11 protein-coding genes and 1 pseudogene are annotated in these 24,653 nt (G+C 74.5%); 4 read left to right on the top strand and 8 right to left on the bottom strand.

What is annotated here, in order from left to right; translation table 11 throughout:
- The first annotated feature begins 5 nt into the window (after positions 1 to 5).
- The gene (locus EDD40_RS43205) at positions 6 to 8,960 is read left to right on the top strand and encodes a type I polyketide synthase (RefSeq protein ID WP_123741747.1); all 8,955 of its coding nucleotides are present in this window, start codon (positions 6 to 8) and stop codon (positions 8,958 to 8,960) included.
- 39 nt (positions 8,961 to 8,999) lie between these two features.
- Positions 9,000 to 14,915, top strand: a pseudogene (locus tag EDD40_RS04405) (thioester reductase domain-containing protein); the annotation flags it as partial.
- Positions 14,916 to 14,953: 38 nt separating this feature from the next.
- Here EDD40_RS04405 and EDD40_RS04400 read toward each other — a convergent pair.
- From EDD40_RS04400 to EDD40_RS04365, 8 genes are all read right to left on the bottom strand, one after another.
- Positions 14,954 to 15,460, bottom strand: coding sequence for an MOSC domain-containing protein (locus EDD40_RS04400; protein ID WP_236595066.1), 507 nt, complete (start codon positions 15,458 to 15,460; stop codon positions 14,954 to 14,956).
- Positions 15,457 to 15,960 (bottom strand): peptide-methionine (S)-S-oxide reductase MsrA, encoded by a 504-nt coding sequence (msrA, locus tag EDD40_RS04395; RefSeq protein WP_123741744.1) that lies wholly within the window; start codon positions 15,958 to 15,960, stop codon positions 15,457 to 15,459. Before msrA ends, EDD40_RS04400 begins: the two co-directional genes overlap by 4 nt.
- A 161-nt stretch (positions 15,961 to 16,121) precedes the next feature.
- On the bottom strand, positions 16,122 to 17,786 hold the full coding sequence (locus tag EDD40_RS04390; protein WP_246037402.1) for a glucuronyl esterase domain-containing protein: 1,665 nt from the start codon (positions 17,784 to 17,786) through the stop codon (positions 16,122 to 16,124).
- Positions 17,787 to 17,969: 183 nt separating this feature from the next.
- Positions 17,970 to 20,114 carry a protein kinase family protein gene (locus EDD40_RS41405; RefSeq protein WP_170184939.1) on the bottom strand — a complete coding sequence of 715 codons (2,145 nt, stop codon included), beginning with the start codon at positions 20,112 to 20,114 and terminating at the stop codon, positions 17,970 to 17,972.
- On the bottom strand, positions 20,077 to 20,862 hold the full coding sequence (locus tag EDD40_RS04380; RefSeq protein ID WP_123741743.1) for a protein phosphatase 2C domain-containing protein: 786 nt from the start codon (positions 20,860 to 20,862) through the stop codon (positions 20,077 to 20,079). Before EDD40_RS04380 ends, EDD40_RS41405 begins: the two co-directional genes overlap by 38 nt.
- Positions 20,863 to 20,870: 8 nt before the next feature.
- A complete protein-coding gene (locus tag EDD40_RS04375) occupies positions 20,871 to 21,704 on the bottom strand; it encodes a vWA domain-containing protein (RefSeq protein ID WP_123741742.1) in 834 nt (277 codons plus the stop codon).
- 266 nt (positions 21,705 to 21,970) lie between these two features.
- Positions 21,971 to 22,432 (bottom strand): SRPBCC family protein, encoded by a 462-nt coding sequence (locus EDD40_RS04370; RefSeq protein ID WP_123741741.1) that lies wholly within the window; start codon positions 22,430 to 22,432, stop codon positions 21,971 to 21,973.
- A gap of 96 nt (positions 22,433 to 22,528) precedes the next feature.
- A complete protein-coding gene (locus tag EDD40_RS04365; protein WP_123741740.1) occupies positions 22,529 to 23,326 on the bottom strand; it encodes a hypothetical protein in 798 nt (265 codons plus the stop codon).
- 112 nt (positions 23,327 to 23,438) lie between these two features.
- On the opposite strand from EDD40_RS04365, the gene EDD40_RS04360 reads away from it, so the two are divergent.
- The gene (locus tag EDD40_RS04360; protein WP_123741739.1) at positions 23,439 to 24,002 is read left to right on the top strand and encodes a PadR family transcriptional regulator; all 564 of its coding nucleotides are present in this window, start codon (positions 23,439 to 23,441) and stop codon (positions 24,000 to 24,002) included.
- Positions 23,999 to 24,619: a GyrI-like domain-containing protein gene (locus EDD40_RS04355; RefSeq protein WP_123741738.1), complete on the top strand. Its 621-nt coding sequence runs from the start codon at positions 23,999 to 24,001 to the stop codon at positions 24,617 to 24,619. Before EDD40_RS04360 ends, EDD40_RS04355 begins: the two co-directional genes overlap by 4 nt.
- Positions 24,620 to 24,653 lie beyond the last annotated feature (34 nt).

The following is a 24,653-nucleotide window of genomic DNA, read 5'->3' as shown; positions in this document are numbered from 1 at the left end:
ACGACGTGGCTGACGAGAGCAAGCTCCGCGACTACCTCAAGCGGGCCATCGCCGACGCGCGGGACGCCCGCAGGCGGCTGAAGGAGGTCGAGGACCGCGACCAGGAGCCCGTCGCGATCGTCGGCATGGGCTGCCGCTACCCCGGTGGCGTCAGCACGCCCGACGAGCTGTGGCGGTTGGTGGCCGAGGAGCGGGACGCGATCACGCCGTTCCCCGCCAACCGGGGCTGGCCCGCCGACCTGCACGACCCCGACCCGGACCGGGTCGGCCGGTCCACCACCGGTCACGGCGGTTTCCTGCACGACGCCGACCGGTTCGACGCCGGGTTCTTCGGCCTGTCGCCGCGCGAGGCGCTGGCCGTGGACCCGCAGCAGCGGCTGCTGCTGGAGACCACCTGGGAGACGGTGGAGGGCGCGGGCATCGACCCGGAGTCGTTGCGCGGCAGCAAGACCGGCGTGTTCGTCGGCGTGATGTACAACGACTACGGCTCGCGCCCGAACCTGCCGCCCGACGACGTGGAGGGCTACCTGTTCAGCGGCAGCGCGGGCAGCATCGCGTCCGGTCGGCTGGCCTACACGTTCGGGTTGGAGGGCCCGACCGTCACCGTGGACACCGCGTGCTCGTCGTCGCTGGTCGCGGTGCACCTGGCGGCGAACGCGCTGCGCCGGGGCGAGTGCTCGCTGGCGGTGGCCGGCGGCGCCACGGTGATGTCGACGCCGACCGCGTTCATCGAGTTCTCCCGGCTGCGCGGGCTCGCCCCGGACGGCCGCTGCAAGTCGTTCTCCGACCACGCCGACGGCACCGCCTGGGCCGAGGGCGTCGGCGTGCTGCTCCTGGAACGGCTGTCCGACGCGCGCCGCAACGGCCACCAGGTGCTCGCGGTCATCCGGGGCAGCGCGGTGAACTCCGACGGCGCGTCCAACGGCCTGACCGCGCCGAACGGGCCGGCGCAGGAACGCGTGATCCGCGGCGCGCTGTCCGCGGCCGGCCTGTCGCCCTCGGACGTGGACCTGGTGGAGGCGCACGGCACCGGGACGACGTTGGGCGACCCGATCGAGGCGCGGGCGGTGCTCGCCACCTACGGCCGTGACCGCGAGCAGCCGGTGTGGCTGGGGTCGCTGAAGTCGAACATCGGGCACGCCCAGGCGGCGGCCGGCGTGGGCGGGATCATCAAGGTGGCGCAGGCGATGCGGCACGGCGTCATGCCCCGCACGCTGCACGCCGCCGAGCCGTCGAGCCACGTCGACTGGTCGGCGGGCAAGGTCGAGCTGCTGGCCGAGGCGCGGGAGTGGCCGCGCGGGGACCGGCCGCGTCGAGCGGGTGTGTCGTCGTTCGGGTTCGGCGGCACCAACGCGCACGTGGTGATCGAAGAAGCCGACGCGCACGTCCTGCCCGAGAACGGGGCAGCCGAGCGGGAGACGCCTCGGGACGAGGCGCCCGTGCACGACCCGGCGCTGCCGGTGCCGTTCGTGCTGTCCGGCCGCAGCCCGGAAGCGGTGGCGGCGCAGGCGAAGCGCCTCGCCGAGGCCGGCGCGTCCGGTCGGGACGCGGCGTTCACGCTGGCCACCCGCACGCCCATGCCGTACCGGGCGGCGGGCACCGACCTGAACGACTTCCCGGCCGCCGTGCTCCCGCCGCGCGGCAAGGTGGCGTTCGCGTTCACCGGGCAGGGCGCGCAGCGGGTCCGCATGGGATCGGAGCTGGCCGAGGCGTACCCGGTGTTCGCGCGCGCGTTCGACGAGATGTGCGAGCACCTGCCCGTCCGCGACGTCATCGAGTCCGGCGCGGACCTGGATCTCACCGGCAACGCGCAGCCCGCCCTGTTCGCGGTCGAGGTGGCGTTGTTCCGGCTGCTGGAGTCGTGGGGTGTGCGCCCGGACTTCCTGGTCGGCCACTCGATCGGCGAGCTGGCCGCCGCGCACGTGGCCGGTGTGCTGTCGTCGGCCGACGCCGCCCGACTCGTCGCCGCGCGCGGCCGGCTCATGCAGGCGTTGCCGCCCGGCGGCGCGATGGTCGCGGTCCGGGCCGCGGAGGACGAGCTGGACCTGCCCGAGGGCGTGGCGGTCGCCGCCGTCAACGGGCCGCGCTCGCTGGTCCTGTCCGGCCCGGAGGACGCCGTCCTCCGGGCCGCCGAGGGGTTGCGCGGCAAGCGGCTCGCGGTCAGCCACGCGTTCCACTCGCCGTTGATGGACCCGATGCTGGACGAGTTCCGCGCGGTCGCCCGGACCCTGACCTACCACCGGCCGCGCATCCCCGTGGTGTCGACCGTGGCCGAAGGCTCCGACTGGACCGACCCCGAGTACTGGGTGCGGCAGGTCCGCGCCACGGTCCGCTTCCACGACGCCCTCGTCGTCCTGCGCAACCGCGACGTGCGCACGGTGGTGGAGATCGGCCCGGACGCCGTCTTGAGCGGGCTCACCGCCGCCGCGTTCGACGACGTCGAGGCCGTGCCGCTGCTGCGGGCCGGCCGGCCCGAACCGCTCACGGTCGCGGACGCGCTGGCCAGGCTGCACCTGCGCGGCGTCGACCCGGACTGGGTGGCCGTCTTCCCGGGCGCGGACAAGGTGCCGCTGCCCACCTACGCGTTCCAGCGCAAGCGCTACTGGCTCACCCCGTCGGCGAGCGGTGACGTGTCCGCGGCCGGCCTCACGTCGTCCGGGCACCCGCTGCTCGGTGCGTCGGTCGAACTGCCGGACGGCTCCAGCGTGCTCACCGGCAAGCTCTCCCTGGCCACCCACCCGTGGCTGGGCGAGCACCGCGTGCACGGCACGGCCGTCCTGCCCGGCACGGCGCTGGTCGAGCTGGCGGGCGATGTCGCCGAGCTGACCGTCACCGCACCGCTGGTCATCCCCGACACCGGCGCGGTGACCGTCCAGGTGGTCCGCTCCGCCACCACCGTGGAAGTCCACTCCCGCCGGGACGACGGGCCGTGGACCCGGCACGCCACCGGCACCCCCGACCCGGCCGACCACCCCGCGGACCACCTCGCCGAGTGGCCGCCCGCCGCACCCGAGGTCGTGGTGTCCTACGACGGCCTGGACCGGCACGGGTACGGCTACGGGCCGACGTTCCAGGGCCTGCGCAAGGTGTGGCGGGCCGACGACGAGATCTTCGCCGAGGTCACCGCGGACGTGCCGCCCACCGGCTTCACCGTGCACCCGGCGCTGTTCGACGCGGCCCTGCACCCGTTGCTGCCCGGCCTGGTCGAGGACGGCCCGGCGCGGCTGCCGTTCTCGTGGTCCGGCGTTCGGTTCCACGGCGCCGCGGGCACCTCGCTGCGCGTCCGGATCACCCCGAACGGCCCGGACTCGGTGGCCCTGCTGGTCACCGACAGCACGGGCACGCCGGTCGTCTCCGTCGCCGACCTCGTCCTGCGCCCGCTCACCGGCCCGGTCACCGGCGCGGACCTGCTGTTCACCCCGACCCCGCGGACCACCCCGGCCCGCGTCGACCGGGTGCTCACCGTCGAGACCCCGCCCGGCCCGGTGCCGGAGCAGGTCCGCCGCGTCACGCACCAGGTGCTCGGCGAGCTCCGCGACTGGGCGGCCGGACCGGCCGGCGTCCTGGGCGTCGACACCACCGACGACCTCGCGCACGCGGCCGTCGCCGGGCTCGTCCGCAGCGCGGCGGCCGAACACCCCGGCCGGTTCGTGCTGCTGCGTGACGGGCAGGCCCTGGAACCGGTCCTCACCCCGGCCCCGCGCGCCGGCGTCGACGGCCCGGACTGGGACGCGGTCCTGGTCACGGGCGCGAGCGGCGCGCTGGGCGGCGCCATCGCCCGACACCTGGCCACCCGGCACGGCGCCCGCAAGCTCGTGCTCCTCAGCCGCAGCGGCAGGGCCCCGGAGGTCGAAGGCGCGGAGGTCGTGTCGGTGGCGTGCGACGCGGCCGACCGCGACGCCCTGGCCGCCGTGCTGGCCGAACACCCGGTCACGGCGGTCGTGCACGCGGCGGGCGTGGTGGCGGACGGCACCCTCGACTCCCTGACCCCCGACCAGGTGGACCGCGTGCTGCGGCCCAAGGTCGACGCCGCCTGGAACCTGCACGAGCTGGCCGGCGACGTCGAGGCCTTCGTGCTGTACTCGTCCATCGCGGGCGTGCTGGGCACCGCGGGCCAGGCCAACTACGCGGCGGGCAACACGTTCCTCGACGCGCTGGCCCGCCACCGGCACGGGCTCGGACTGCCCGCGACATCCCTGGCCTGGGGCCTGTGGGAGTCCGACAGCGCGCTGTCCGGCGGGCTGTCCGAAGTGGACCGCAAGCGGATCCGCCGGCTCGGGCTCAAGCCGATCCCGGTGGACGCGGCGCTGGCGGCGTTCGACGCGGCGCTGACCACCGGCGAACCGGTGCTCGCGGTGACCGGGCTGGACCGCGGCGCGTTGCGCGACGACCCGCACCCGGCGTTGCGGGAGCTGGCGCCGAAGCGCCGCGCCGCGGGCAAGCCGAAGACGGTGCCGGCGGGCACGCCGGGCGCCGGCGACGTGCGGGCGCTCACGGACCTGGTGCGGTCGCACGTGGCGGCCGTCCTCGGGCACTCGGACCCGGCCGGCGTCGACGCGAAGCGCGCGTTCAGCGAGATGGGCTTCGACTCGCTCACCGCGGTCGAGCTGCGCAACCGGCTCGCCGAGGCCGTCGGACGGCGGCTGCCCACGACGCTGGTGTTCGACCACCCGACGCCCGCCGCGCTGGCCGAGCACCTGGCGGGTGCGGTCAAGCCCGCCGCGGAGGCGGCGACGGCGGCCGACGAGCCGATCGCGATCGTCGGCATGGCGTGCCGCTACCCGGGAGGCGTGCGCACGCCCGAAGACCTGTGGGACCTGGTCGCGCGAGGCCGGGACGCCATCGGGGAGTTCCCCGTCAACCGCGGCTGGGACCTCGACCGCCTCTACCACCCGGACCCGCATCACCCCGGCACGACCTACACCCGGCACGGCGGGTTCCTGCACGACGCCGACCTGTTCGACCCCGAGTTCTTCGGCATGTCGCCGCGCGAGGCGCTGGCGACCGACCCGCAGCAGCGCCTGCTGCTGGAGACCTCCTGGGAGGCCCTGGAACGCGCGGGCGTCGACCCGGACTCGGCGCGCGGCACGAAGACCGGTGTGTTCACCGGCCTGATGTACCACGACTACGGCACCGGCGGGGCGTTGCCGCCCGAACTGGAGGGCTACCTGGTCGGCGGCACGTCCGGCAGCGTCGCTTCCGGCCGCGTCGCCTACGCGCTCGGCCTGGAGGGTCCGGCGATCACCGTCGACACGGCGTGCTCGTCGTCCCTGGTGGCGCTGCACCTGGCGGTGGGCGCGCTGCGCCGCGGCGAGTGCGACCTGGCGCTGGCCGGCGGCGCGACCGTGATGGCCACACCGACCGCGTTCGTGGAGTTCTCGCGGCAGCGCGGCCTGGCGCCGGACGGCCGCTGCAAGCCGTTCGCCGCGTCGGCCGATGGCACCGGCTGGGCCGAGGGCGTCGGTGTGCTGCTGGTGGAGCGCCTGTCCGACGCCCGGCGCAACGGGCACCCGGTGCTGGCCGTGGTGCGCGGGACGGCGATCAACTCCGACGGGGCGTCCAACGGCCTCACCGCCCCGAACGGTCCGGCGCAGCAACGCGTCATCCGCGCCGCGCTCGCCGCCGCGGGCCTCGAGCCGTCCGACGTCGACCTCGTGGAAGCGCACGGCACCGGCACGACGTTGGGCGACCCGATCGAGGCCGAGGCGCTGCTGGCGGTGTACGGCGAGCGCGACCGGCCGCTGGCGCTGGGGTCGTTGAAGTCCAACCTCGGCCACACCCAGGCCGCCGCCGGCGTCGGCGGGATCATCAAGGTGGTCGAGGCGATGCGGCACGGCGTGCTGCCGCGCACGCTGCACGTGGACGAGCCGACACCTCACGTCGACTGGTCGTCCGGTTCGGTGGAGCTGCTGACCGAGGCGCGCGAGTGGACCGCCGACCGGCCGCGCCGGGCCGCGGTGTCGTCGTTCGGCATCAGCGGCACCAACGCGCACGTCGTGCTCGAACAAGCACCGGCGGAAGCCGAGGTCGACCGGGCCGACGGCTTGGTGCCCTTGGTGGTGTCCGCCCGCACCCCGCAGGCGTTGACCGACCAGCTGGCACGGCTGGCCGAAGTCGACGTGCCGCCGGCCGACCTCGCCCGCACGCTCGGCACGGGCCGTGCGCTGCTGGAGCACCGGGCGGTCGTCGCCGCCGAGTCTCCCGCCGACCTGCGCGACGCCGTGGCGCTGCCCCGCGTGCGCGACGGGCGGACGGCGTTCGTGTTCACCGGGCAGGGCGCGCAGCGGGTCGGCATGGGGTTGGAGCTGGCCCGCGCGTTCCCGGTGTTCGCCCGCGCGTTCGACGAGGTGTGCGAGCACCTGCCGGTGCGCGAGGCGATCTCCTCCGGCGACGGCCTCGACGAGACGGGGACCGCGCAGCCCGCGTTGTTCGCGGTGGAGGTGGCGCTGTTCCGGCTGCTGGAGTCGTGGGGCGTGCGGCCCGACTTCGTCGCCGGGCACTCGATCGGCGAGATCGCCGCCGCGCACGTTTCCGGGGTGCTGTCCCTGGCGGACGCGGCGAAGCTGGTCGCCGCGCGCGGCCGGCTGATGCAGGCGCTGCCGCGCGGCGGCGCGATGGTCGCCGTGCAGGCGGCCGAGGACGAGCTGGAGCTGCCCGGGGGCGTGGCGGTCGCCGCCGTGAACGGGCCCCGCTCGGTGGTGCTGTCCGGGGTCGAGGACGCGGTCCTGGCCTGCGCGAAGGCGTTCAAGCACACCCGGCTCACGGTGAGCCACGCGTTCCACTCGCCGCTGATGGACCCGGTGCTGGACGACTTCCGGGCGGTGGCGCGGGAGCTGACCTACCGCCGGCCGGAGATCCCCGTCGTGTCGACCGTCGGTGACGACGCCGACTGGACCGACCCGTCGTACTGGGTGCGGCACGTCCGCGAGCCGGTGCGGTTCCACGACGCCGCGCGCACCCTGCTCGACCGGGGCGTGACGACGTTCGTCGAGATCGGGCCGGACGCGATCCTGACCGGCCTGCTCGCGGCCGTGCTGCCCGAGGGGCACACCGCGCTGCCCGCGCTGCGGCGCGACCGGTCCGAGCAGCGCACGGCGGTGGAGCTGTTCGCCCAGCTGCACGCCAGGGGTGTGGCGGTGGACTGGTCGGCGTTCCCCGGCCGGCGGACCGTGCTGCCCACCTACCCGTTCCAGCGGGAGCGGTACTGGCTGTCCGCCAAGCCGCGCACCACGAGCGGGCACCCCGTGCTGGACGAGCCGGTGCACGTGGCGGACCGTGACGAGGTGCTGTTCACCGGCACGCTGACCGAACCCCTGACCGGCGCGGGCGTCGCCGCCCTGGTGTGGCACGCGGCCCGCGAGGTCGGGTTCCCGGTGGTGGACCTCGACATCGCGGCGCTGCCCGGTGTCGGCCGCGTCCAGCTGAAGGTGGGCGAGCGGGAGGGGGACACCCGGCCGGTGAGCGTGCACGCGTGGCAGGACGGGTGGGTCGAGCAGGCCAGGGGGACGCTCACGGCCGGCCCGGCGGTCGACGCCGAGGTGGACCTGACGCTGCTCGCGCGTGACGACCTGGAAGCCGCCGCGTGGCGTGGCCTGCGGGCCACGGCCGCCGGCACGGCCGTGCGCGTGGACGACTCCGTGTTCCGCGACGAGCACGGCAACGAAGTCGCCCGCGTCGACTCGGTCGAGTTCCGGGCCTTGAACGGTGTGCCGCTGTACGAGGTGACCTGGGCGCCGGTCGACCTGCCGGAGGCCGACGGCGCCGAACCGGACGTGATCCGGGTCGAAGCCGGCCCGGACCCGGTGGCCACCGCGCACACCGCGACCCGGCACGTGCTCGCCGCGCTGCGCGAACGTGCGACGGGCACCGGGCGGGCGGTCGTGCTCACCCCCGACCCGGCGGACCCCGGGGTGGCGGCGGTGTGGGGCCTGGTGCGGGCCGCGCAGGTGGAGGCGCCGGACCGGATCGTGCTGGTCGGCGGCACGGGCGACCTCGCCGCCGTCGTGGCGTCCGGCGAGCCGCAGGTCGTCTTCCGCGACGGACGGGCGTTCGCGCCCCGGTTGGCGCGGGTGGCGACCGAGGCCCGGCCCGTGCCTGAGGACGCGGTCGTGCACCGGCCCGCGCCGCCCGCCCCCAGCACCCTCGCCGCCCTCACCGACGACGTGCTGGCCGACGTCCTGCGGGAGACCGCCGAGAAGGCCTGGCGGCTGCATCGGGAGACGCCCGGCGAGCTGGTCTTCGCAGCCGCCGCGGAGGGCTTCGGCGCGGCCGGTCACGCCCACTACGCGGCCGGTGTGGCCTTCATGGAGGCCCTGGCGCACGAGCGCGCCGCGCAGGGGTTGCCGGGCACGGCGGTCATCGGCGGACCGGACGTGGTCGTCACCGGTCGGCCCGTCGTGGTCGCCGTGCCGGTGTCCGAGCTGCCGCGCACCGCGTTGCTGCGCGACCTGGTCCGCGCGCCGCGGGTGCCGCTGGCGGAACGGGTGGCGTCCGCCGTCGACGGCGAGCGCGGCCGGATCGTGGAGGAGGTCGTCCGTGCCCAGGTCGCGGCCGTCCTCGGGCACGGCGACCCGCGCCGGGTGGACCTGGAGAAGCCGTTCAACGACCTCGGGTTCGACTCGCTGACCGCGGTGGACCTGCGCAACCGGCTCACCGCCGAGACCGGTGTCGCGTTGGAGGCGACCCTGGTGTTCGACCACCCGACGCCCGCCGCGCTCACCGGCGTCCTCCTGGACCGCCTCGCGCCCGACGGGGGCACGCCGGTGCTGGCCGACCTGGACCGGCTGGAGGCGACGCTGGCGGAGGTCGGCCACGAGCAGCGGGAGCAGGTCACCGTGCGGCTGCGGACCATCCTGTCCCGCTGGACCGAGCCGGAGCCGGCCGACGTCCGCACCGACTTCGACTCCACCGCGGAGCTGTTCGACTTCATCGACAACCAGCTCGGCCGCGCCGCCCGCTGATCCACCCACGACATCGAGGAGAACGCAGTGTCCAACGAGGAGCGGCTGGTCGAGTACCTGAAGTGGGTGACGGCGGACCTCCAGCAGGCCCGGCAGCGGATCGCCGAGCTGGAGACGCCCGAGCCGGTGGCGATCGTGGCGATGGCGTGCCGGTACCCCGGCGGCGTCACCTCGCCGGACGACCTGTGGCGCCTGGTCGCCGAGGGCCGTGACGGCATCACGCCGTGGCCCGCCGACCGCGGCTGGGACGTGGACCGGCTCTACGACCCGGAGCCCGGGGTGCCCGGCCGGACCTACACCCGGGAAGGCGGTTTCGTCGACCACGCCACCGAGTTCGACGCCGCGTTCTTCGGCATCTCGCCGCGCGAGGCCACGGGCATGGACCCGCAGCAGCGCGTGCTGCTGGAGACCGCGTGGGAGCTGTTCGAACGCGCCGGCATCGACACGGCCGCGCTGCGCGGCAGCCGCACGGGCGTGTTCGCGGGCTTGGGCGAGCAGAGCTACCTGGGCTTGGCCGGGCCGGAGGAGCTGGAGGGCTTCCTCATGACCGGCAAGCTGGGCAGCGTGGCGTCCGGGCGGATCGCCTACACGTTCGGCTTCGAGGGACCTGCCGTCACGGTGGACACGGCCTGCTCGTCGTCGTTGGTGGCGCTGCACCTGGCGGTCCGGTCGCTGCGGGCGGGCGAGTCGACGTTGGCCGTGGCGGGCGGCTGCACGGTGTACGGCTCGCCGACGGGGTACGTCGACTTCTCGCGCCAACGCGGTCTCGCCGCCGACGGCCGGTGCAAGTCGTTCGCCGCGTCGGCCGACGGCACCGGCTGGTCGGAGGGCGTCGGCCTGCTCCTGCTGGAGAAGCTGTCCGACGCCCGCCGCAACGGCCACCCCGTGCTGGCGGTGATCCGGGGCAGCGCGGTCAACCAGGACGGCGCGTCCAACGGCCTGACCGCGCCGAACGGACCGTCGCAGGAACGCGTCATCCGCGCCGCGCTGGCAGACGCTCGGCTGTCCACCTCGGACGTCGACCTGGTGGAGGCGCACGGGACCGGCACGCGGCTCGGCGACCCGATCGAGGCCCAGGCGCTGCTGGCCACCTACGGCCAGGGCCGGTCGACGCCGCTGCTGCTGGGCTCGCTGAAGTCCAACATCGGGCACAGCGTGGCCGCGGCCGGCGTCGGCGGCGTGATCAAGGTGGTGCAGGCGATGCGGCACGGCGTCGCGCCGCGCACCCTGCACGTGGACGAGCCGACACCCGTGGTCGACTGGTCGTCCGGCTCGGTGGAGCTGCTGCGCGAGGCCCGGCCGTGGCCTGAGACCGACCGGCCCCGGCGGGCGGCGGTGTCGTCGTTCGGCGTCAGCGGCACCAACGCGCACGTGGTGCTGGAACACGTGCCGGAGGAGGCCGTCGAGTCCGCGGAGGTGGACGGCGAGCTGCCGTTCCTGCTGTCGGCGCGGTCCGCCGAGTCGCTGCACGCGCAGGCGCGGCGACTCCACGACTTCCTCGCCGCCAGACCGGACGTCGCCCCGCTCGACGTCGCCCGCACCCTCGCCACCGGGCGCACGGCCTTGGCGCACCGCGGCGCGGTCGTCGCCCGTGATCGGGACGGGCTGCTGGCCGCGCTGGCGGCGTTCGACGGAGGTGCGCCGGTCCCGCAGCGGGGCCGGACCGCGTTCCTGTTCACCGGCCAAGGCGCGCAACGTCCCGGCATGGGTCGCGACCTGCACGAACGCTTCCCGGTCTTCCGGCAGGCGTTCGACGAGGCGTGCGCGCTGCTCGACCCGCACCTGCCCACGCCGCTGAAGGACGTGGTGTTCTCCGACTCCGACCTGCTGCACCAGACCCGGTACACGCAGCCCGCGCTGTTCGCGTTCGAGGTGGCGCTGTTCCGGCTGCTGGAGTCCTGGCAGGTCGAGCCGGACTTCGTGGCGGGCCACTCGCTCGGCGAGCTGACCGCCGCGCACGTCGCCGGCGTCTTCTCCCTGGAGGACGCGTGCACGCTGGTCGCCGCACGCGCCCGGCTGATCGGAGAGCTGCCGGAGGGCGGGGCGATGGTCGCGGTGGCCGCACCCGTCGCCGAGGTCGAGCCGCTGCTGACGCCGCGGGTGGGCCTGGCCGCGGTGAACGGCCCGGCGTCCGTCGTGGTGTCCGGCGACGAGGAGGCCGTGCTGGCGGTCGAGGCCGAGATGCGGGCTCGCGGCCGCCGGACCAAGCGGCTCGCGGTGAGCCACGCGTTCCACTCGTACCGGATGGAACCGGCGCTGGAGGAGTTCGGCCGGGTCGCCGCGAAGATCACCTATCACGCGCCGGTGATCCCCGTCGTGTCCAACGTGACCGGCACGGCCGACGCCGAGCTGACCTCGCCCGACTACTGGGTCCGGCACGTGCGTGAGGCGGTGCGGTTCGCCGACTGCGTCCGGGCGCTCGACGAGCAGGGCGTGACCACGTTCGTGGAGGTCGGCCCGGCCGCCGCGCTGACCCCGATGGTGCGCGAGAACACCGACGCCGCCGCGGTGGCGTTGCAGCGCGACGGCCTGGTTGCCGCGTTGGGCGAGTTGCACGGCCTCGGCGCGGCGGTGGACTGGCGCGCGTTCTTCGCCGACACCGGAGCACGGCACGTGGAGCTGCCGACCTACCCGTTCCAGCGGCAGCGGTTCTGGGTCGAGCACCAGGAGGCGGCCGACGTCACCGAGCTCGGCGTGGCGCACGCCGGCCACCCGCTGCTGGGCGCGGCCGTCGTGGTGGCGGGCGCGGACGAGGTCGTGTTCACCGGCAAGGTGTCCGTGCGCAGCCACCCCTGGCTGCAACGGCACCGCGTGCACGGTTCGGTGGTGCTGCCGTCGTCGGCGCTGGTGGAACTGGCGATCCGCGCCGGCGACGAAGCGGGCCTGCCGCGACTGGCCTCGATGGACGTCCTCGCGCCGGTCGTCGTGCCGGACCGCGACGGCGTGCTGATCCAGGTGCGGGTCGCGAACGGGCAGCTGACCGTCCACACCCGACTGGACGGCGACTGGTCGTTGAACGCCGCGGGCACCCTCGCCCCGGCCACGCGGACCACCTGGCCGGACGTGGGCGAGTGGACCGCGCTGGACCCCGTGGCACCCGACGGCTTCCGCCTGCACCCGTCGCTGCTCGACGCGGCGCTGCGCCTGGTCGGTGACGGCGACGCCGTGCGCTGGCGCGACGTGGAGCTGCACGCCGTCGGCGCGCAGGACGTGCGGGCGCGCGTGGACGGCGACCGGGTGCTGCTCGCCGATCCGAGCGGGGGACCGGTGGCCACGGTCGGGTCGGTGAGCTTGCGCCCCACCACCGCCGAAGCCGTCGCGGACGCCCTGCTGCGTCCACAGGACGCCCTGCTGGAGGTGGAGTGGGAGCCGGTCGAGCTGCCGGCGTCGGACGTCGTGCCGCGCGTGGTGCGGTGGGTGCCCGACGGCGACCTGCACACCCGCGCCTCGCGCGCGTTGGCCGACCTTCGGGGCGAAGACCCGTTCGTCGCGGTGACCCGCGGCGCGGTGCTGGACGTCACCGACGTGGACGGCGCGGCGCTGTGGGGCCTCGCACGGTCGGCGCAGTCCGAGCAACCGGGCCGGCTCGTGCTCGTGGACACCGACGACGACCCGGCGTCGGAGGCGGCGATCCCGGCGGTCGTCGCGGCCGGCGTGCCGCAAGCCGCGGTGCGGCGCGGAGTCGTGCACGTGCCGAAGCTGCGGCGCGCGCGGGTCGGGCGGGCCACGTGGCCCACCGACGGCACCGTCCTGATCACCGGCGGCACCGGCACGCTGGGCGCGGTGGTCGCCCGCCACCTGGCCCGCCGCGGCGTGCGGGACCTGCTGCTGACCAGCCGTCGCGGCCCGGACTCACCCGGCGCGGCGGCACTGCGGGACGAGCTGACCGCCCTGGGCGCGTCCGCCCGGATCGTCGCGTGCGACGCCGCCGACCGCGACCAGCTCGAAGCCGCCCTCGGCGACACCCGGCTGACCGGCGTGGTGCACGCGGCGGGCGTCGTGGACGACGCCCTGATCGGCGACCTCACCCCGGACCGGCTCGCCGCCGTGCTGCGTCCCAAGGCCGACGCCGCCCGGCACCTGCACGAGCTGACCCGCGGCCACGACCTGACCGCGTTCGTGCTGTTCTCGTCCATCGCCGGGGTCATCGGCGGCGCCGGTCAGGGCAACTACGCCGCCGCGAACGCCTACCTCGACGGCCTGGCCGCCCACCGCGCCGCGCTCGGCCTGCCCGCGACGTCCGTCGCCTGGGGTTTGTGGGCCGAGTCCAGCGGCATCACCAGCGGCCTGAGCGAGCTGGACCGGGCCCGGATCGCCCGGGCCGGCTTCCGGCCGGTGGCGTCCGAGCAGGGCCTGGCGATGTTGGACGCCGCCGTGGCGTCGGGCGTCCCGGCGGTGGTGGGCGCGCCGCTGGACCTGGCCGCCCTGCGCGCCCGCCCCGAGCAGGCGCCGCCGCTGCTGCGGACCCTGTTGCCGCCGGTCCGGCCGGTCGCGCGCACGGGAGCGCCCGTGCCGAAGCTCGCCGAGCTGTCGGAGGACGAGCGGCGGGCGGCGGTCGGCGTGGTGGTGCGGCGCGAGGTGGCGGCCGTCCTCGGCCTGTCCGGCGAGGTGGAGGACAAGCCGTTCCCGGACCTGGGCTTCGACTCGCTGCTGTCGGTCGAGCTGCGCAACCGGGTCGCCGCCGCCACCGGCCTGACCCTGCCCGCGACGGTCGTGTTCGACCACTCGACGCCCGGCGCGCTGGCGGCGTTCCTGGCGGGGGCGGCCGGCGCCGCGGACGTCGACTACGACGAGGTGCTGGCCGACGACATCCGGCCGGCGGCGGAGGTGGTGCGCACGAGTGACGCGCCGGACCACCTGCTGCTCACCGGCGCGACCGGGTTCGTCGGGGCGTTCCTGCTGCGCGACCTGCTGCGGGCGTCCACGGCGACCGTGCACTGCCTGGTGCGCGCCGCCGACGAGGCCGAGGGGCTGCGCAAGGTCGAGGACAACCTCCGCTGGTACCGGTTGTGGGACGAGGTGGACGCGACCCGACTGCGGATCGTGCCCGGCGACCTGTCCCGGTCGCGGCTCGGCCTGCCGGAGGAGACCTACGACCGGCTGGCCCGCCAGGTCGACGCCGTCTACCACGCGGGCGCGACGGTGAACTGGCTGCGGCCCTACACCGAGCTGCGCGCGCCGAACGTGCACGGCACGCAGGAGGTGCTGCGCCTGGCCGCCCGCCACCGGACCGTGCCGGTGCACCACCTGTCCACCACCGGCGTGTTCGCCGGGGCGCGTGCGCCGGGGGTGCCGCTGGGCGTGGACGACCCGACGGGCCCGCCGGACGCGCTGCCCAGCGGCTACCTGCGCAGCAAGTGGGTGGCCGAGCACCTGGTCGCCCAAGCGGCCGAACGGGGCCTGCCGGTGCGGGTGTACCGGGTGGACCTGGTGTCCGGAGACCAGGTCAACGGCGCCTGCCAGACCAGGGACTTCGTGTGGCTGGCCACCAAGGGCCTGATCCAGGCGGGCGCGGTGCCCGCAGGCCTCGACGGCACGGTGCCGATGGTGCCGGTGGACTACGCGACGGCCGCAGTGGTGGCGCTGTCCCGCGAGTCCGGCGGCACGTTCCACCTCTACAACCCGGGTCGGGTGAGCTGGCGGGAGATCGTGGCCCGGCTGCGCGCCCACGGCTACCGCCTGGAGGAACGGGAGTGGGCGCACTGGCGGCGATCCGTGCTGGCCGACCGCGACAACTCCCTGATCCCGCTGCTGGACGCGTTCGAGCTGATGGTCACCGACAACGCGGGCTTCTACCCGGACGTGGACGTGTCGGCGACGGAACGGGCGCTGGAAGGCACGGGCATCACCTGCCCGCCGGTCACCGGCGACCTGGTGGACACCTACATCCGGTTCTTCACCGAGACCGGCTACTACCCGGCGAGCCGGGAGCTGACGCTGGTCGCCGGGGCGTGACGGGCGCCGGCGACCCCGGCGCTCAGGTGGTCAGGTGGTCAGGTGGTCAGCGTCGCCGGGCCGAGGCGGAGCAGGCCGTCGTCGAGCGGGACGCACCGCCTGCCGCCGCGGCCGCGCAGCGCCTTGAAGGCGCCCGGCGCGATCACGGCGTCCATCCAGCCGCACGGGTTGGCGGCCCGGTGCGCCTCGAACCGCACCGGGCCGTCGCCCGAGTCGAGGGTGAACACGTCGTGCCGCGCGAGCCGGTCCACGTCGAACCCGCGCAGCACGACGTTGCGCCGCACCACCAGCGGGTTCGGCGGGCCGGGCAGGCCGAGCCGGTCGGCGATGTGCTCCAGCGACTCGACGGCGAAGAACGTGACGGCCGCGGCGCGGTGGGCGGGCTGGTTGAAGTAGCGGTCGCCCACCAGGCCCAGGCCCGCCCGGACCACGACGTGCTCGCGCGAGACCGGCTCGGGGTCGGGGCGGGGCCCGTCACCCGGCCGGCCCTCGTAGGCGTGCACGGGCGACACGTGCAGCGCCACGACCTCGACGGCCGTGCTCACCGCTCGCCGAGCTGCCACTCAGGTCGCACGTAGTGGCAGGTGTACCCGTTCGGGTAGCGCTCGAGGTAGTCCTGGTGCTCCGGCTCGGCCTCCCAGAAGTCGCCGGCCTGCGCCACCTCGGTGACGACCCGGGCCGGCCACTTGCCGGACGCGTCCACGTCGGCGATCGTCGCCTCCGCGACCCGCTTCTGCTCGTCGTCGGTGTAGAAGATCGCCGAGCGGTAGCTCGCGCCGATGTCGTTGCCCTGGCGGTCGCGCGTCGTCGGGTCGTGGATCTGGAAGAAGAACTCCAGGACCTGGCGGTAGCTCAGCTGGGCCGGGTCGAAGACGATCTCGATCGCCTCGGCGTGGCTGCCGTGGTTGCGGTAGGTCGCGTTCGGGACGTCGCCGCCGCTGTAGCCGACGCGCGTGGAGACGACGCCCGGGTGGCGGCGGAACAGGTCCTGCATGCCCCAGAAACACCCGCCCGCGAGGACGGCCTTCTCGGTCACGGTAGCCATGTGGCGCTCCACTCCTCAGTCCGAAAATATCTCCACCAGCGTGAACGCTCCCACACCCCGCTGTCATCCCGGGGTGGCTGTGACGCGTGGCTCCACGCGGACGGGCAGGGCCCGGCGCGGAGGCTCGCGACCTCCGCGCCGGGCCCGGTGACCCCGGGTGACTACCTGGCCGCGCAGGTCGGCGTCATGCCGCTGCCGCTGCCGGTGGCCTGGTAGCCGAACTCGGTCGACTGGCCCGCGGCGAGGTTGCCGTTGAAGCCGACGTTGGTGAAGTTCACCGCGCCGGTGTTGCCGCTGCGGTTGACGTTCCACGCGTTGGTGACGGTGGCGCCCGACGGCAGCGTCATGGCGACGGTCCAGCCGCTGACCGGCGAGGAACCGGCGGTGACCTTCACCGTGGCCACGAAACCGCCGGTCCACTGGTTCAGCGACACCGTCGCCGTGCAGCCACCTGGCTGCTGCGACGTCGTCGTGGTCGTGGTCGTCGTCGTGGTGGTGGTCGTGGTGGTGCTGGTGGTCGTGTCGCCGGTAGTGGTGGTCGTGGTGGTGCTGGTGGGACCGCTGCCGAGGGTGGGGGTGGTCCAGTCGCGCCACTGGGAGAGGTTGCCGGTGGCCTTGCTGTGCATCGTTATCACGCCGGTGTGGCTGCCGGTCCTGGTCAGGTACTTCTGCACCGTCTGGGTGATGTGGGTGCGCCACTCCGACCGGTTGGCGCAGTGGTTGCCGTCGGTCACGTTGGAGTGATAGGTGATGTTCGCGCCCGCACCCAACGCCTTGTACACCTCCGCACCGCCCAACGCCGCCACGCTCGCCGAACGGGGACCCAGGTTGGCGATGTGGGGGTTGTCCATGATGAACAACCCACGCGGGGCCACCATCGCCACCAGCGAGTGGGTGTCGACGGGGGCGGCATTCGGGTTGCCGGTGTAGGAGCCGAACGCGTCACCGAACCACGGCTGCTCGCCGTAGGCGCTGGACAGGGTCTGACCGCCCTCGGCGTTGACACCCCGGTAGATCGGCACACCCGCCGTCCCCGACTCGATCGGCATCGTCAACGCCACCCGCTGGTCGAACACGCCGGCGGCGAACGCGCCCTTGCCGAACCGAGAGCACCCGGTCACGCCGACGTCGGCGCGCAGGACGTTGCCGCCGGAGGACTCGATCACATCGATGATCCGTGACACCCCCCACGCCCACGCCATCAGCAGACCGGTCGGGCTGGTGTTGCCGTACAGGGTGTAGAACGCGCCCTGCTTGTTGTTGCGCGGCGTGCCTTCCCGACCCACCGAGTACGGGTCGAAACTGATGATCGCCGCACCCGCCGCCCGGATCGTGGCCGTGTCACCGCCGAACCCGCCGTACACGATCACCGCGGGGAACGGACCCGTGCCGCTGGGCAGTTGCACACTGGCCGAGAAACTCGCAGTGCGACCGCTGTGCGACACGTTCACCGAGATGCTGCTGCTCGACACCGTCCCCGTCACCGACGCGGGCTTCGCCGGCTTGTCGCCGAACACGTGCCGCTCCGCCATCTCGCGGATCTCCGCACGACGGCAACGCCACTCCGACTGCGACGTGATCCGCTGACCGTCGAGCTTCGTGAACGGGTCCGGCAGGCGCGAGGTGGACGGGTACGAGCCCGGGAGGCTGACCGGGCAGTCAGCGCCGTCGTCCTCCACACCGGCCGACACCACGACGTCGCTCGCCGCGGCGTCGGCGGCCGTGGACCTCGCCACCGCGGTCAACGTGCCGGCCAGCGCCAACGCCGCTACCGCGAACATGATCACCGCCGAACGGACTTCCAGGCGGCTTGAACTGATGATCACCAGGGCTCTCCTTTGAGACAGGGTGGTGGAGACGGCGACACCGCACGACGACCGGTGCGAAGCGTCTAAAGTTTCGAGCAGACCCTCGAAACGTGTCAATGAATCCGGGCGTACCAGTTCAGGTCGCGGTCTCACTTGGCGCGGCGGATCGGGCCGTCGAACGGGGGCGCGACGGCGCGGCGGTCAGTTCCGACCGGTCAGGAGGAAGCGGAGGTAGCCGCGGTAGGTGACGGGCCGGAACGCGTCGGCGCGCGTGACGCCCTCGGCGGCGGCCCGCTCGGCGCGTTCGAGCCGCACGGCGGCTTCGGCCACCGCCCGGTCGTGGTCCACGCGGGTGTGCGCGGCGGCCGTGTTGGCGGTCTTCATCTCGTCGGCGAGGGCGACCTGCTCGGCCCGCAGTTCGGCCCGCAGCTCACCGAACTTCGCCTCGGCCTCGACCAGCACCTGCTTGTGCTCGTCGTCGAGCGCGGCCCGCTCCGCGGCGAACCGGATCCTGATCGCCCGCTGCTCCACCGGGGTCAACGCGGCGGGTCGAGCGGCTTCGACCTCGGCGGTGCGGCGTTCCCGCCACTGGTCGATGAGCACGGCCGACACCTCGCCGACCCGCGCGGCGCTCACCGAACGCCCGTCGACCAGGACGAAGATCGCCACCCGGTCGGGGCCGTCCACCTCGTAGCGGACGCCGACGAAATCGGCCGCGGTGCGGATGCCGACGGCTTCGAGGTTGGCGATCTGCGTCGGCCCGACACCTTCGACGCCGGCGGTCGCGAGGCGGAACTTCGCCAGTTCCGCGCGCAGGTGCGCCTTCTGCCGCCGGACCAGCAGCCGCTGCTCCTCCAGGTGCATCCGGGCCGCCGAGCCCTGCCGGTCGCGGTCGATCTGGTCCAGGTGCACCTTCACGGCCCGCTGGTGCGCGCGCAGCCGCTGGTCGTGCCGCTGTTGCAGGTCCCGCCGCCGCCGGTCCTGCTCCGCCTTGGCCTTCGCGGTCGCCTCGGCGACCTCGCGGGCGTCCTGGTCGACCCGGGCGGCCCGGGCGGCGGCGGCCGAGCGGGCGTCGGCGAGCCGCTTCCGCTCGGCGCGGGCGGCGCGGGCCGAGACGGCTTCGGGCTGACGTCGGTAGCCGGCCGCCGTGGCCGCCGCCCAGGCCAGCACGGCGGACAGGTCCGCGACCGCCACCGCCTCGTCCACGAGGATCGCCGCCGGCACGCCGAACGGCAGCAGCACCGCCAGCGCCCACGTCAACACGGCCAGGGCGGGCGTGCGACGGCCGAACCGCACCAGGGGCGGCGGCGCGGGCACGTGCGGGTCGACGCGTTCCGCCAGCCAGGAGGGCAGGCCGGGGCCCGCTGGCTCCACGCCGTGGAAAACCTCTCCACCGGATAGCTCCACGGGGTCGAGCCGTTCGAGCGGTGGGGGAGCGGCGCGGTGGTGGAGCAGGATGTCCTCGAAGCGCTCGGCGAGCTTGCGTAACCGCGCGTCGGGGTGACCGGTCAGCGTGGCCAGCCGGAACGAGCCCGTCGGGTCGAGGAAATCCGACTCGGCGAGCAGCAGGTGCTCGGCGTCCTCGTCGCGCAGCTGCCGCCACAGCGAGGGGTCGGTCGCCAGGGCCACCAGCGACAGGTAGACCACCCAGGACGAGAACCGGTCGACGTCCGGGCCGAACTCGGCCGCGGTGCGGTCCGGCGACTGGTAGTTGCGGTGCCCGGTCTCGGCGGCGGGCAGCCCGGCGAGCGCGGGCACGTACACGCCGTCGTAGTCGACCAGCTTCACCGCGCCGTCGGCGGTGATCAGCAGGTTGCCGTGCTGGAGGTCGCCGTGCCCGACGCCCGCCGCCGCGAGCCGGTCGACCAGGTCCGCGAACCGCTCGGCGACGCGGGACACGGCGGCGGAGTCGTCCACGTGCTCGTCGAGCCAGCGCAGGAGGTTGACCGCCTCCACCCACTCCATCCGCAGCACCGGGTGCCAGACGCCCTCCACGAGGATGCCCCGGCCGAGGTACTCGAAGCCGACGGTCCAGTCGTCGTCCAGGCGCGCCAGGTGGTCGCCGACGGCGCGGTAGCGGGCGGCCTGTTCCGGCGCTTCGCGGGTGAAGCACTTGATCGCGTAACGGGTGCCGTCGGCGACCGTCACCGAGAAGACGCCGGCGAAGTTGCCGGAGATCGCGCGCGGGCGGCCCAACGCGTCGACCCGCACGTCGGCCCCGGCGAGGTCGGTGCCCCGGAAGCACAGCGCGGTGTCCTGCAACGCCTCGACGTAGGTCGCGCCGGACGGCCACGCCCGCACGGGCTCGTCACCCGAGGTCGACGTGAACGACGGTGACGTCGTCATTGCGCATCAGCCCCTCCGCCCGCGCGTGCGCCAGCCAGACCGTGAACCCGTCGAGATCGCCGGTTCGGGTGAACTCCGCCAGTGCCCGCCACGGTCGCTCACCCCGTTGCGCCGCACCCAGGAACCAGGCGGCGAGCGCGTCCGTGCAGAGGAAGAACCCGTCGCCGCCCGACGCGGTGCCCGACACCGCCCGCACGTGCCGCGCCAGCAGTTCCTGATCGCGGTTGAACGCGTTGACCAGGCCCGGTGTGTTGTCGAACGCCGCCGCCGACTCGATCGGGAACGCGCGCAGCAGCTCGTCGTCGCGGGTGTGGAACAGGCAGCTGTCGCCCAGCGCCGCGACCTCCCACCTGGTCACCCCGGACGGGTCGGCGTCGAACCGGGCGGCGAGCACGGTGGCGTGCGGACCCCGGTCCAGCTTCGGCTGCTCGTACCACGCGATCGGGCGGTCCTCGGCTTCCCGCTTGGCCACGTACTCCGCGAGCCACCCGCCCCACGCCTGCCCGGCGCGCACCAGCGCGGCGGCGAAGCGGTCCGCGTCCCGCAGCACGCGGTCGTCGTCCCGCGCGGCGTCGGTGACGGTCCGCGTCAGCAGGTCGGCCCACTCGCCCGCGAGCAGGCTCTCCGACGCGCCGTCGGCCACGGCCGCGAGCACGGATCCGTCCGGGACCGCCACGACGTGGGCGGCGTCCTCGCACTCCCGCGGTGTGTGGCCCTGCTTGGGCACGCGGAGGGAAGAGGTGACCATGCCGCCGCTCAGCGCAGGTCCGTGGCACGTGTCCCGATGTCCAGGAACTGCACCAGGGAGGTGATGTCGGCGTTGTAGACGAACCCGCGCGCCAGGTCGCCGGCCGGCACGCCCTGCTGGAGCGCGTAGAAGCGCATGTGCGGCGGCAGCAGGCTGGACATGCCGAACAGGGTGCGCGCGTAGGCGTCCGGGAGCGCCACGTCGGTGTCGGGGAACGTCACCGGCACGGCGTTGGCGGCGGAGACGTGCAGGTTGAACAGCAGCGCGGCGCCGTCGGCGGTGACGTGGGTCTGCACGCCCCACGCGGCGCCGGCCGGGTCGCCGTCGGTGGACTCGCCGTCGGTCAGGTTGAGCACGATCGGCGGGAAGCCGTCCGGGTGCCGCGACACCCAGTCCGACACCAGCGACTCGGCCGCGGCCAGCGCCCGGCACATCGGCGTGGCGCCGTTGGCGACCGGGTCGACCCAGACGGGGAAGCGGGTCGTCGTCTCGACCAGTCCGCCCGCGCCGTCGGGCACCTTCTTGGTCCGCTTCTCCACCCGCGCGGGCTTCTCCGCGACCTGGCTGAGCGGCACGAGGTCGCGCCCCGCGAGCGGGCCGGTGAACGCGGAGCCGACCGCGTGCCCGTAGCCGATGACGGCCACGTGGAAGTAGTCGCGGACGCCTTCCTCCTTCGCGCACTTCACGCTGAGCTCGGCGAGCAGCCGGTTGATGGCGTCGGCGACCACGTCGGCCTTGCGCTGCTGCCCGCCGCCGATCGAGTCGCTCATCGACGACGACTGGTCGACCAGGAACACGAAGCAGGACGGGTTGGCGCGGCTGATCTCGGCTGCGTAGGTCACGAAGGGTGTCCACCTCTCCCACGGACGGCACGTGGATCACCCGAAAGGCTAGCGGCAACCGGGGTCGGGCCGTCTCGGTGTCACCGCTCAGCTCCCCGGCCGGATTGCGCGCCGACGAAGAACCGGACCGCGCGGCCCCGGAATCTCCACCCGGTCGTACGGGTTGTCGGTGCCCACGCTGGACGGCGACAGCCGTCCGGGTTCAGCGTGGCCAGGTGCCAGGACGTGGCGCCACCAGCCGCGCCCTGGCCCCCGTCACTGCCGCGTCAGGCGGCGAAGTGCGCCTTCACGCTCGCGATCTCCTGGGCGAAGAGGGCTTCGAGGTCGTCCAGGAAACCGGCGGGCGCGTCGGGGACCACCCGGAACTCCCTCTCCCAGTCGACGAAGCTGCGGCCGGGCTCGTTCGTGACCGGCCGGACCCGGTAGGTCGCCAGGTAGTCGACGATGAACAGCACCTGGTCGACCGAGCGGTAGGTGAGCGAGCGGTCGGTCTCCGAGCGGCCCACGACCTCCTCGCGGGCCAGGTCGTGGTGGGGCAGGAGGGTGAACTCGAACGGCGACGGCACCTTCTCCGCCGAGCCGCCGTGCGTCCAGCGGGCCTTCTCGATGCCCTCGCCGAAGACGATGTCGAGCAGCGCCATCATGTCCCGGACCTCGGCCCACACCCGGTCGGGGTCGGCGTCGAGGACCGCGGAGTGGTAGACGGCGTACTTCGGCGACAGTGCCATGGTGCCTCCTGGTTCGTGGCGGGCGTGCCCAGTGCACCAAGTCGTCGGACGGCGACGCCGTGTTACCCGCGCCGGGGCGGAACGCGGTCACCCGGCTCAGCCGGCGCACTCGGCCTGCCCGTCCGGGGCCGGGTCGGTGGCCGCCGGGCAGTCGGTCCGGGTGCGGGTGGGGCCCATCGTCCACGTGGTCGTCGCGGGCCAGTACCCCATGCCGCCGCCGTCCTCGGTCGCGAAGAGCACGTCGTCGCCGCCGTTGACCGGGACCATGCGGAACCCGCCGCCCTCCGCGATGCCGATCTCGACCCGGTAGGCGAACGGGCCGGTCGTGCCGGTCAGGTCGACCACGACGTCGAACCGGGCGTCGACGCCGGGCTCGACCTGGCGCCGTTCCTCGAACGTCAGCGGCCGGGAGCCGCCGTTGACGCGGAAGCGCGCCTCGCCCGGCTCGGGGAACGGCGGCGTGGCGCCGGGGCGGGGCAGGCACCGGAGCCGGACCGCGGGCGGCTGCTCGGCGGGGTAGGGCGTCGGGTCCGGCACGACCCGCACGTAGGTGCTCTCGATCGTGGTGCGGTGGTCCGCCGAGAAGGTGACGGTGTGGGCGGTGTCGCCGACGGGGAGCGCGCCTTCGCGCAACGCCCAGGCGTGCAGGGCCCGGCAGTCCGCGACGTCGTCGGGTGGGGTCCGGCGGGCCACGTCCTGCGACGCCATCAGGAACCACCCCTGCTCGGTGCCGTGGTCGCTGATCGCGACGCCGACCCGCACACCCGCCCCGGCCGTCGGCGCGTCCGGGACGGGCGGCGGCGGCTCGGAGGAGGAGCGCCGGAAGACCAGCAGACTCGCGACGAGACCGGCGGCGACGCACACGGCGAGCACCGCGGTCGTTCGGGTCTTCACCGGACCACCCCCTCCTCACGAGGCTGCGCGTCCAGTCTGTCGCCGACGCTGCCGGTGGTGCTCGGTGAACGCGACCGCCCGGGTCGTGTTGTCCTAGTACTAGGATAGTCGGGTGCCCGAGGACCTGACGCCCGCCGAACTGACCCTCCTGGGCCTGCTGGTGGAACGACCCCGGCACGGCTACGAGCTGGCAGAGGTGATCACCGCCCGCGGGATGCGGGAGTGGACCGAGATCGGGTTCAGCTCCATCTACTACCTGCTGGCGAAGCTGCGCGACCGCGGCCTCGTGGCGGAGGTCGGCCCGCCGGCCTCCGGGCGGGGCAGGTCCCGCAAGGTCTACGGCCCGACCGAGGACGGGCGCCGGGCGTGCGCGCGGGCGGCCGAAGCGGCGGTGGCCGAGCTGCGGCCGGTGTACCCGCCGGTCCTCGTCGGCCTGGCGAACCAGCCCGTGATCCCGCCGGACCGGTTCCGCGCCGCGCTCGCCCGGCGCGCCGCCGCGGTGGCCGGGAAGATCGCGGAACTCCGCGCGGCCGTCGCCGCCCAACCGCACGCGCCCCGCTTCGCCCGCGCGGTCTTCGACTACTTCTTGGCCCAACTCGAGGCCGAACAGCGCTGGCTGTCCGCCTACCGGGCCGAACCGACCGGTGCACCGGACCAGGAGGACGGCGGACGATGAGCCCGGACCGCTACGACGTCAAGCGGGAGCTCAAGCGGCTCTACGCGCCCAAGAACACCGACTGGGCGCTCGTCGACGTGCCCGAGCAGCAGTTCATCGCCGTCGACGGTCGCGGCGACCCCAACACCGGCGCCGAGTACGCCGCCGCCGTCCAAGCGCTCTACTCGGTCGCCTACGCGATCAAGTTCGCGAGCAGGCGCGAGGGCCGTGATCTCGTGGTCGCGCCGCTGGAAGGCCTGTGGTGGGCCGACGAACCGAGCGTCTTCACCGCTCGCGCCAAGGACGCGTGGCACTGGCGGATGCTCATCAGCCAACCCGACTGGATCACCGTGGACGTGATCGCGGAGGCCCGGGACGTCGCCGCGGCGAAGAAGTCGCTGCCCGCCATCGCCGACGTCCGCCGCGAGGTCCTGCACGAGGGAACCAGCGCCCAGGTCCTGCACATCGGGTCCTACGACGACGAAGGACCGGTGTTGGCCAGGCTCCACCACGAGTGGCTCCAGGCGAACGACCTGGTGATGACCGGCCTGCACCACGAGGTCTACGTCGGCGACCCCCGCAGGACCGAACCCGCCAAGCTCAGGACGGTCCTGCGCCAACCCGTCCGTCCTCGCTGAGCGCGGGACGGGAGGCGACCGCGGCTGTGACAGC

The organism is Saccharothrix texasensis (genome assembly GCF_003752005.1).
Taxonomy (GTDB): Bacteria; Actinomycetota; Actinomycetes; order Mycobacteriales; family Pseudonocardiaceae; genus Actinosynnema; species Actinosynnema texasense.
Note: the sequence above shows the minus strand (reverse complement) of the source record. Positions and strands in the feature narration are given on the sequence as shown.